General features: G+C 63.4%; 8 protein-coding genes. 7 read left to right on the top strand and 1 reads right to left on the bottom strand.

Annotated elements, in window-relative coordinates; translation table 11 throughout:
- The first annotated feature begins 123 nt into the window (after window positions 1-123).
- The 4 genes from CRP40_RS05365 to trxC all read left to right on the top strand — a co-directional run bounded on the left by CRP40_RS05365 (window position 124) and on the right by trxC (window position 7,253).
- A complete protein-coding gene (locus CRP40_RS05365) occupies window positions 124-1,866 on the top strand; it encodes a potassium/proton antiporter (protein ID WP_023532459.1) in 1,743 nt (580 codons plus the stop codon).
- Between the two features lie 35 nt (window positions 1,867-1,901).
- Window positions 1,902-5,210 carry a mechanosensitive channel MscK gene (gene mscK / locus CRP40_RS05370; protein ID WP_027913543.1) on the top strand — a complete coding sequence of 1,103 codons (3,309 nt, stop codon included), beginning with the start codon at window positions 1,902-1,904 and terminating at the stop codon, window positions 5,208-5,210.
- A gap of 121 nt (window positions 5,211-5,331) precedes the next feature.
- A complete protein-coding gene (locus CRP40_RS05375; protein ID WP_027913542.1) occupies window positions 5,332-6,792 on the top strand; it encodes a YdiU family protein in 1,461 nt (486 codons plus the stop codon).
- A gap of 26 nt (window positions 6,793-6,818) precedes the next feature.
- On the top strand, window positions 6,819-7,253 hold the full coding sequence (gene trxC, locus CRP40_RS05380; protein ID WP_027913541.1) for a thioredoxin TrxC: 435 nt from the start codon (window positions 6,819-6,821) through the stop codon (window positions 7,251-7,253).
- A gap of 72 nt (window positions 7,254-7,325) precedes the next feature.
- On the opposite strand, the gene CRP40_RS05385 is transcribed toward trxC, so the two are convergent.
- On the bottom strand, window positions 7,326-8,099 hold the full coding sequence (locus CRP40_RS05385) for a ParA family protein (protein ID WP_027913540.1): 774 nt from the start codon (window positions 8,097-8,099) through the stop codon (window positions 7,326-7,328).
- A 267-nt stretch (window positions 8,100-8,366) separates the two neighbouring features.
- Between CRP40_RS05385 and CRP40_RS05390 the strand changes: the two genes are divergently transcribed.
- From CRP40_RS05390 to CRP40_RS05400, 3 genes are read left to right on the top strand one after another with little or no spacing between them, the layout of a single operon-like run.
- Window positions 8,367-9,119, top strand: a complete 753-nt coding sequence (locus tag CRP40_RS05390; protein WP_173645885.1) for a beta-ketoacyl synthase chain length factor — start codon at window positions 8,367-8,369, stop codon at window positions 9,117-9,119.
- On the top strand, window positions 9,095-9,913 hold the full coding sequence (locus CRP40_RS05395; protein WP_027913538.1) for a lysophospholipid acyltransferase family protein: 819 nt from the start codon (window positions 9,095-9,097) through the stop codon (window positions 9,911-9,913). The genes CRP40_RS05390 and CRP40_RS05395 overlap by 25 nt, the downstream gene beginning before the upstream one ends.
- Window positions 9,882-10,154, top strand: a complete 273-nt coding sequence (locus CRP40_RS05400) for a phosphopantetheine-binding protein (RefSeq protein WP_027913537.1) — start codon at window positions 9,882-9,884, stop codon at window positions 10,152-10,154. Before CRP40_RS05395 ends, CRP40_RS05400 begins: the two co-directional genes overlap by 32 nt.
- Window positions 10,155-10,157: the final 3 nt, after the last annotated feature.

Genomic DNA, 10,157 nt, shown 5'->3' on the forward strand with positions numbered 1-10,157 from the left:
CTTCAGAAACGCTTTACAGGCTGCCAATTCATCAGGTTAGAATCGGTTGGCACGCGACCTGCTAGCAAACACCGAATCCGCGCTATCACGTCTTCCCTCCTCGTTGTCCCGGAGTACCTGCCTTTGGATGCCAGTACCATCAATAGCCTGTTCCTGATCGGCGCATTGCTGGTGGGGGCAAGCATCCTGGTCAGTTCGCTGTCGTCGCGGCTTGGCATCCCGATTCTGGTCATCATCCTGGCCGTCGGCATGATCGCTGGCGTGGACGGGGGTGGCATCATTTTCAACAACTACCCAACCGCCTACCTGGTGGGCAACCTCGCGCTTGCCGTGATCCTGCTCGACGGTGGTTTGCGCACGCGGGTGGCAAGCTTCCGGGTCGCCTTGTGGCCGGCGCTTTCGCTGGCAACGGTCGGGGTCATGATCACCACGGCGCTGACCGGCATGGTGGCGGCCTGGTTGTTCGACCTGAGCCTGATCCAGGGCCTGCTGATTGGCGCCATCGTGGGCTCCACCGATGCCGCAGCGGTCTTCTCACTGCTGGGCGGTAAAGGCCTGAACGAACGGGTCACCGCCACACTGGAAATCGAATCGGGTAGCAACGACCCGATGGCGGTGTTCCTCACCGTGACCCTCATCGACATGATCGCCAGTGGCCAGACCGGGCTGCACTGGAGCCTGCTGGGCCACCTGTTGCGCGAGTTCGGCATCGGCGGGTTGCTGGGGCTGGGCGGCGGCTGGGTGATGCTGCAGTTGGTCAACCGCATCAACTTGGCAGGCGGCCTTTACCCGATTCTGGTCGTGGCCGGTGGGCTGGTGGTCTTCTCGCTGACCAACGCTTTGCACGGCAGTGGTTTCCTTGCGGTCTACCTGTGCGGGCTGGTGCTGGGCAACAAGCCGATCCGCAGCCGGCACGGCATTTTGCACATGCTCGACGGCATGGCATGGCTGGCCCAGATCGGGATGTTCCTGGTGCTGGGCCTGTTGGTGACGCCTCACGACCTGCTGCCTATCGCCCTGCCAGCACTGGGCCTTGCCCTGTGGATGATTCTGATCGCACGCCCGTTGTCGGTCGTTGCCGCACTGCTCCCCTTCAAGGCGTTCCACGACCGCGAGAAAGCCTTCATTTCCTGGGTAGGCCTGCGCGGCGCCGTGCCCATCATCCTGGCGGTATTCCCGCTGATGGCAGGCCTGCCGGACGCCCAGCTGTTCTTCAACCTGGCGTTCTTCATCGTCCTGGTTTCGCTGCTGGTGCAGGGCACCAGCCTGCCCTGGATGGCCAAACTGCTCAAGGTGACGGTGCCGCCAGACCCGGCGCCCATCTCTCGCTCGGCACTGGAAGTGCACATCACCAGCGAATGGGAGATGTTCGTCTACCGCCTGGGCGCCGAAAAGTGGTGCATTGGAGCGGCGCTCAGGGAGCTGAAGATGCCAGAGGGCACGCGCATCGCCGCGCTGTTCCGTGGCGAACAGCTGCTGCACCCTTCGGGCAGTACCGTGCTGGAAGTGGACGACATGCTGTGCGTGATCGGCCATGAGCACAACCTGCCTGCACTTGGCAAACTCTTCAGCCAGGCGCCCCAACGCGGCCTGGACCTGCGCTTCTTCGGCGACTTCGTGCTCGAAGGCGATGCCGAGCTCGGCGCCGTGGCGTCGCTCTACGGCCTCAACGTCGACAGCCAGGATGCCCACATGCCGCTGGCGCAGTTCATCCGACAGAAGGTCGGAGGCGCGCCAGTGGTAGGCGACCAGGTCGAATGGCATGGCACGATCTGGACCGTGGCGACCATGGACGGGAACAAGATTCAGAAAGTGGGCGTCAGATTCCCCGAAGGATCGCGACCAGGACCAGGATTGTTCCTCTAAACTTCGTTTCTGCCTGATCCACAAGTAGTCTGCCTATGTCCTTTCGCCTGCACCTTCGCACAGCCCTGCTCGGGCTGTGCCTTTGCCTTCCCCTGGCGGTCGCCGCCGCTGAAGCCCCCACCACCGCCAGCGTCCAGGAAAGCCTGGACAAGATCGCCGAGCGCAAGCTGCCCGAAGCCGATCAGAAGGCCCTGCAGCAAGTGCTCGAGCAAACCCTCAGCCTGCTGGCCAGCAAGGAAGACAACGAACGCAAGCTGACCGCCCTCAAGCAGCAGCTGGCCAGCGCGCCAAAGGAAACCAGCGACAGCCAGAAAGAGCTGGCAAGGCTCAAGCAGAGCTCGGTGCAGTCGGTGGCCCAGCGCTACGCCAGCCTTGGCGTGCCGCAGCTCGAGCAGATGCTCAGTGAACGCACCACCCAGCAAGGCGAGCTGCAAAAGGCGCTGTCCGAAGCCAACAGCCTGATCATCAATTCGCAGACCCGTCCCGAACGGGCTCAGTCCGAGATCAGCAGCAGCCAGGCGCGGGCCCAGCAGATCAACAGCATCCTCAAAAGCGGCAAGGATGCGGGCAAGCCTATCAGTGCCGACCTGCGCAACCAGCTCAACGCCGAACTGGCCTCGCTCAACGCCCTCACCCAATTACGCCGCCAGGAGCTGGCCGGCAACAGCGTGCTGCAAGACCTGGGCAATGCCCGCCATGACCTGCTGATCGAGCGCACGGCACGCCTGGAGCAGGAAATCCAGGACCTGCAGACCCTGATCAACGATAAACGCCTGGCCCAGTCCCAGGAAACCGTCACGCAGCAGTCGATCGAAGCCCAGAAAGCCGGCGGCAGCAGCCTGCTGGCCACCGAAAGCGCGGCCAACCTCAAGCTGTCCGACTACCTGCTCAGAAGCACCGACCGGCTCAACGAACTGACCCAGCAGAACCTGCGGACCAAGCAGCAGCTCGACACCCTGACCCAGGCCGATCAGGCGCTGGACGAGCAGATCAGCGTACTCAAGGGCAGCCTGCTGCTGTCCAAGATCCTGTACAAACAGAAACAGACTCTGCCGCACCTCAAGCTCGACCGTGACCTGGCTGACCAGATCGCCGACACGCGCCTGTACCAGTTCGAAGTCAATCAGCAGCGCGAGCAGATGAGCAGCCCGGTCAGCTACGTGGACAAACTGCTGGCTGCACAACCCCCCGAAACCGTCACCCCCCAATTGCGCAAGGCATTGCTGGAAGTGGCCATCACCCGCAGCGACTTGCTCGAACGCCTGAACCGAGAGCTGTCGGCGCTGCTCAACGAATCCATTACCCTGCAACTGAACCAGAAGCAGCTACTGGGCACTGCCCAAAGCCTGCGCACCACGCTGGACGAGCAGATGTTCTGGATACCCAGCAACAAGCCGTTGGACTGGGACTGGCTGGCCTATGTGCCGCAACGCCTGGCCGACCAGGTGGCGGACCTGCCGTGGAGCTCGGGCCTCAAGGAGCTGGCTGACGGGTTGAGCCAGCGCCCATTGCTGTTCCTGCCGCTGTTGCTGGTGATCGGCGCGTTGCTGTGGCGACGCAAGTACCTGTACCAGCGCCTGGGCAAGGTGCACCAGGACATCGGCCATTTCCGTCGCGACAGCCAGTGGCACACCCCGCAGGCGATCCTGATCAACATCCTGCTGGCGATGCCGGTGAGCCTGGGCCTGGCGCTGTGCAGCTACGCCCTGCAGATCGACGCCCGCGGGCAGAACGCCAACCTTGGCGCGGCGCTGTGGCAACTGGCCCAGGCCTGGCTGGTGTTCTATACGGCCTACCGTATCCTCTCGCCTGGCGGGGTGGCCGAGATTCACTTCCGCTGGTACAAGCCCCAAGTGGAGTTCTTGCGCGGCTGGGTTCGGCGACTGGGCACTGTGGTGCTGGCACTGGTGGGGGTGGTGGCGGTGGCCGAGCACCAGCCCTCGGCGCTGGCCGACGACGTGCTGGGGATTGGCGTGGTGCTGACCTGCTACGCACTGATGGCCTGGTTGCTCAGCCGCCTGTTGCTGAGCAGCCCTGCCCACCGCGACACCTCGCTGTTTCGCAAAGCAGTGGGCGTGGCCTTCACGGCCTTGCCCATCGCCCTGTTCATCGCCGTGTGCTTCGGCTACTACTACACGGCGCTGAAACTCACCGACCGCCTGATCTACACCCTCTACCTGCTGCTGTTCTGGCTGGTGATCGAGGCGGCATTCGTACGCGGGCTTTCCGTGGCCGCCCGACGCCTGGCCTACCAGCGCGCGCTCAGCAAGCGGGCTGCAGCCAAGGAAGGGCTCGATGGCGAAGTCGTCGTCGAAGAACCGACGCTGGACATCGAACAGGTCAATCAGCAGTCCCTGCGCCTTATCCGCCTGGCCTTGCTCGGTGGCTTCATCGCCGGCCTGTACTGGGTATGGTCGGACCTGCTCTCGGTATTCGCCTACCTCAACAACTTCGTGTTGTACGAATACACCAGCGGTACGGGCGCTGCGGCGAGCATGGTCCCCATCAGCCTCGGTGACCTGCTCGGCGCACTGGTGATCGTGGGCATTACCTTCGCCCTGGCCGGCAACTTGCCCGGCCTGCTGGAGGTGCTGGTACTGTCGCGGCTTAATCTGGCCCAAGGCAGTGCTTACGCCACCACCACGCTGCTGTCCTACACCATCGTCGGCGTCGGCATCGTCAGTACCCTCTCCACCCTGGGGGTCAGCTGGGACAAGCTGCAGTGGCTGGTCGCCGCGCTGTCGGTAGGCCTGGGTTTCGGCATGCAGGAAATCTTCGCCAACTTCATTTCGGGCATCATGATCCTGTTCGAACGCCCGGTGCGTATCGGCGACACCATCACCATCGGCAACTTGTCGGGCACGGTGAGCAAGATCCGCATCCGCGCCACCACCATCACCGACTTCGACCGCAAGGACATCATCGTCCCCAACAAGACGTTCATCACCGGGCAACTGATCAACTGGTCGCTCACCGATACCGTTACCCGCGTGACCCTGAAACTGGGCATCGACTACGGCTCGGACCTGGACCTGGTACGCGACCTGCTGCTCAAGGGTGCGCATGAGAACCCGCGGGTGCTCAAGGACCCGGAACCTCTGGTGTACTTCCTGCAATTCGGCGAAAGCTCACTGGACCACGAACTGCGCATGCACGTCCGTGACCTGGGTGATCGCAACCCGACGCTGGACGAGATCAATCGCTACATCAACCGGGAGTTCAAGGCGCACGACATCAAGATCTCCGTACGCCAGGTCGAGGTGTTCCTGATGGACCCCAAAGCCGGCAAACAACAGTTGATACCGATGGACTCGCCCAACTCCGATGGCACTCAACCGGTGTGATTGGACTCCATAGGGCAGAGACGCCCGTTCAACCCGCGAGGGCCTGGCCCTCGCTCACGGCCGGTCCGCCCGCACAGGGCCACGCAGCGGCCGCTTGCCACCTCGACTCAGGAGCAGCCCCGTGAAAGCCCTCGACCAGCTCATCTTCGACAACCGCTTCGCCCGCCTGGGGGACGCATTCTCTACCCAGGTACTGCCCGAGCCGATCGCAGACCCTCGCCTGGTGGTCGCCAGTGCATCGGCCATGGCGCTGCTCGACCTCGACCCGGCCCAGGCCGAGCTGCCGTTGTTCGCCGAACTGTTCAGTGGCCACAAGCTCTGGGAAGGCGCCGATCCACGAGCGATGGTGTATTCCGGCCATCAGTTCGGCGGCTACAACCCACGCCTGGGTGACGGCCGCGGCCTGTTACTGACCGAGGTGGTCAACGATGCCGGTGAACATTGGGACCTGCACCTCAAGGGCGCCGGCCAGACCCCCTACTCGCGCATGGGCGATGGCCGTGCCGTGCTGCGCTCCTCGATTCGTGAGTTTCTGGCGAGCGAAGCCTTGCATGCCCTCGGTATCCCAAGCAGCCGAGCCTTGTGCGTGATCGGCTCCAGCACCCCGGTGTGGCGGGAAACCCAGGAAAGCGCCGCCATGCTCACCCGCCTTGCCCAGAGCCATATCCGCTTTGGCCATTTCGAATACTTCTACTACACCCAGCAGCCCGAGCAGCAGCGCGTGCTGATCGACCATGTACTCGAGGAGCACTACCCGCAGTGCAAAGACGCCGAGCAGCCTTACCTGGCCATGTTCCAGACCATCGTCGAGCGCAATGCCGAGCTGATCGCACGCTGGCAAGCGTACGGTTTCTGTCACGGCGTGATGAACACCGACAACATGTCGATTCTGGGGATCACCTTCGACTTCGGCCCGTTCGCTTTCCTTGACGACTTCGATGCCAACTTCATCTGCAACCACTCCGACGACCGCGGCCGCTACAGCTATGCCAACCAGGTACCGATCGCCCATTGGAACCTCAGCGCGCTGGCCCAGGCCTTGACCACGGTGGTCGAGGTCGAAGCGCTCAAGCAGGCACTGGCGCTGTTCCTGCCCCTCTACCAGGCCCATTACCTGGACCTGATGCGTCGCCGGCTCGGCCTGACTACCGCCGAGGATGAAGACATGGCCTTGGTCGAGCGTCTGCTGCAACGCATGCAGAGCGGTGGTGTGGACTACAACCTGTTCTTCCGCCGCCTGGGCGATCAACCGCTGGCCGACGCGCTGCAATCGGTACGTGACGCCTTCATCGACCTGGCGGGTTTCGATGCCTGGGCTGTCGACTATCAAGCGCGCTGCGAACGTGAACCGAACCATGCTGCCGGGCGGCGTGAGCGCATGCACGCCGTGAACCCGCTGTATGTGCTGCGTAACTATCTGGCGCAGAACGCCATCGAAGCGGCCGAGGCAGGCGACTACACTGAGGTCAGGCGTTTGCATGAGGTGCTGAGCCGCCCGTTCGAGGAACAGGCCGGAATGCAGGCCTATGCAGCGCCGCCACCTGCCTGGGGCAAGCACTTGGAAATCAGTTGCTCGTCCTGAAGCCCACAGACGCCAACGGAGATGCAATGACCGATCCGCTAATTGTCCCTTGCCCTCACTGCAACGGCCTGAACCGCTTGCCCGCCGACCGCCTGGGCGATGCGCCCAAGTGTGGCCGCTGCAAGCAGCAAGTGGTGCTCCAGGCGCCGTTCGTGCTGACCGAGAGCAGCTATGCAAGCCAGGTCAAAGGCGACCTGCCCTTGCTGATCGACGTCTGGGCCGATTGGTGTGGCCCCTGCAAGGCCTTCGCGCCAGTCTTCGAACAAGCGGCCCGCCAACTGACTGGCCGCTGCCGCCTGGCCAAGCTCGACAGCGAAGCCAACCGCTCCCTGGCCGGGCAACTGGGCATTCGCTCGATCCCGAGCCTCATACTGATGCGCAACGGCCGCGAGATCGCGCGCCAGGCAGGGGCACTTCCCCTTCAGCCACTGCTGGAGTGGCTGCGCAGCCAGGGAGTTTGACCTCAGGTACCTGCAAGCAGCGACTCATAGGGGATACGTAGCCCCTCGTGCAGACGTCTGATCAAGCTGCACCTACTCATCCCCACCCAGCAAATCATGCAGCGCCACGAATTGCTGGGTCAGTTTGTGACGGGGGTCGAGGTGGATCAGGGGCAGGCTGGCGTGATGCGACTCCCGCATCTTCACTGAACTGCCCAGGTACACCGGCAGCACCGGCAAGCCTTCGGCCAGTAGCGCGTCCAGCATCTGCTGCGGCAGGCTGGCACGGGGCTGGAACTGGTTCACCACGATGCCCTCGACGACCAGGTGTTCGTTGTGGTCTTCCTTGATGTCCTCGATCTCGGCCAGCAACCCGTACAGGGCCTGACGCGAGAAGCTGTCGCAGTCGAACGGGATCAGCACTCGGTCCGCTGCGATGAGCGCCGAGACGGCATAGAAGTTGAGGGCCGGCGGGGTGTCGATGTAAATCCGCTCGTAATCTTCACTCAAGACGTCGAGCAATTTACGCAGCTTGTTGATCTTGTGCTTGGCTTCGAGCTTGGGTTGCAGGTCGGCCAACTCCGAGGTGGCGGTGACCACATGCAGGTTTTCGAACGGTGTCTGGTGGATATCGACCTTATTCTTCTTCACCCCGGGCCCACTGGACAGGCTCTGCTTGAAGAAATCGGCGATGCCCATGGGAATGTCTTCGCCCACCAGCCCGGTGAGGTACTGGGTCGAGTTGGCCTGTGCATCCAGGTCGATCAGCAAGGTTCGGTAGCCTTCATGGGCGCTTACCGCTGCCAGGTTGCAGGCGATGCTGGATTTGCCCACCCCGCCTTTCTGATTGAACACCACGCGTCGCATGACTGACCTCCGGATAGGGACGAGTTGCCGAGTATGTGGCGACGCCGTGCCCATGGCCAGCGCTGCTACAGCGGCTGCGCACCAGACATGGCGCTGTGCCGACTGTCGGAAAAAGGAAACTATTCAATCGGACCACGCCACATCCGCTTGAAGGCGTTGTCTCTTTGGATCCGAATCCATTGCTACATCACCGCCGCACCGGGATAATGCGCGCCACTCGATGAACGCACCACCCCTGACAGGCAGGCGCCGACACGTTCGCTCGGCATGGAAGCCCCTCAGGGCGGGAAGAAAACCACCGTGATCACCTTCAACATCACCCAATGGCGTGCATGGGCTCCGGGCCTTTCGGCGCCTGCCGACTGGCACGCCTGGGCCAGTGGCAATTCGCCATCGGGTGCTGACGCCTGCGCGCCTGACGTGGCCTTTCTGCCGGCCATGCAACGCCGTCGGCTGAGCCACATGGCGCGCATGGCGTTCGCGGTGGCCTGGCCATTGGCAGAGGGCCAGCCGCCGCTGCCGCTGGTCTTCGTGTCACGCCACGGTGAAACACCCCGTACGTTTTCGATTCTGGGCGAACTGGCTGCGGGGCAGCCGCTATCACCTACCCAGTTCAGCCTCTCGGTGCACAACGCGGTCATCGGCCTGTGGTCGATCCTGCGCGGTTCCACCTGCGAGATGACGGCACTGGCCGCCGCGGGGGATGGTTTCGAGCAGGGCGTGGTGGAAGCCGCAGCGCTCATGGCTGATGGTGCCCCAGCCGTGCTGTTGATCGTTACCGAAGAACAGCCGCCGCCGGCCTATGGCCCCTGGATAGACGACGTCCCATTCGCCTATGCGCTCGGCCTGTTGCTGACCCCAGGCCAGCAATGGCAGCTGGCGCCCGGCCAGGTCGCCGCATCACCGGCAGTGCCTGGGCTGCCTCACGGCTTGGCCTGGCTCAAGGCCATGCTCAACGGCCGCACCGATTTCACTCACACAGGGAAGCGTCGTACATGGAACTGGCACCGACAGCCGTGAGCAGGTCAGGCGATGCCTTCATCTGGCGCCTGTTGGCCACCGCGACGAGCTTTATACTGTTTGGCATGGGCTGCCTGACCCTGCGGCTGTTCGTGTTTCCGCTGCTGGCCTGCCTGCCCGGTGGCCGGGTGCGCCACCGCGAGCGGGCCCGGCGCACCATCAGCTGGTTGTTCTGGCGCTTCGTGCAGTTCATGCGCGCCATGGGCGTGCTGACGTACGAAATCGAAGGGGCCGAGCGCCTGGGCCGGCCGGGTCAGATGATCATTGCCAATCACCCCTCCCTGATCGACGTGGTGTTCCTGATCGGCCTGGTACGCCAGGCCAACTGCGTCGTGAAGCAGAGCCTGTTCGACAACCCGTTCACACGCGGGCCGGTCAGTGAGGCGCAATACATCGGCAACGATGGCAGCATGGACATGCTCGACGCCGCCGTCGCCTCGCTGCAGCAGGGCCAGACCTTGGTGATTTTCCCGGAAGGCACGCGCACCTCGCCCGGCCAGCCGCCGGCCTTTCACCGCGGCGCGGCTGCGATTGCCCTGCGCGGTGCAAGCGTCATCACCCCAGTCACCATCAAGGTCAGCCCAACCACGCTGACCAAGAACGAACCCTGGTACCGCATCCCTGGCAGGCGTGTGCACTTCACCCTTTCGGTGGGCCCGGACGTGCATCCCGACGCCTACGCAGCGCTGGGCCCTGCACCCAAAGCTTCCCGCCTGCTCAACGACTACCTGCACAACTACTACATCAAGGAGCTCGCCGCCGATGAGCGCGCCACAGCAAGACCTCAACCGTGATCTCAAGCAACTGATCATCGACGCCCTGGGCCTGGAGGACATCAGCATCCAGGACATCGACGACGAACAGACCCTGTTCGGCGAAGGCCTGGGCCTGGATTCGGTTGATGCGCTCGAGCTCGGCCTGGCCATCCAGAAGCGTTATGGCATCAAGATCGACGCCGATGCCAAGGACACCCGCAACCATTTCAGCAGTGTCGCCGCCCTGGCGGCGTTCGTCACTGCCCGTCAGGCCGCCTGAGAT

Source organism: Pseudomonas sp. URMO17WK12:I9, assembly GCF_900230165.1.
Classification (GTDB): Bacteria; Pseudomonadota; Gammaproteobacteria; order Pseudomonadales; family Pseudomonadaceae; genus Aquipseudomonas; species Aquipseudomonas fulva.

Bases quoted from the DNA above. Each gene is read 5' to 3' on its own strand.
- mscK (WP_027913543.1), top strand. From the start codon at position 1,902: ATGTCCTTTCGCCTGCACCTTCGCACAGCCCTGCTCGGGCTGTGCCTT.
- CRP40_RS05385 (WP_027913540.1), bottom strand. From the start codon at position 8,099: ATGCGACGCGTGGTGTTCAATCAGAAAGGCGGGGTGGGCAAATCCAGC.
- CRP40_RS05395 (WP_027913538.1), top strand. From the start codon at position 9,095: ATGGAACTGGCACCGACAGCCGTGAGCAGGTCAGGCGATGCCTTCATC.
- CRP40_RS05390 (WP_173645885.1), top strand. From the start codon at position 8,367: ATGGAAGCCCCTCAGGGCGGGAAGAAAACCACCGTGATCACCTTCAAC.
- trxC (WP_027913541.1), top strand. From the start codon at position 6,819: ATGACCGATCCGCTAATTGTCCCTTGCCCTCACTGCAACGGCCTGAAC.
- CRP40_RS05400 (WP_027913537.1), top strand. From the start codon at position 9,882: ATGAGCGCGCCACAGCAAGACCTCAACCGTGATCTCAAGCAACTGATC.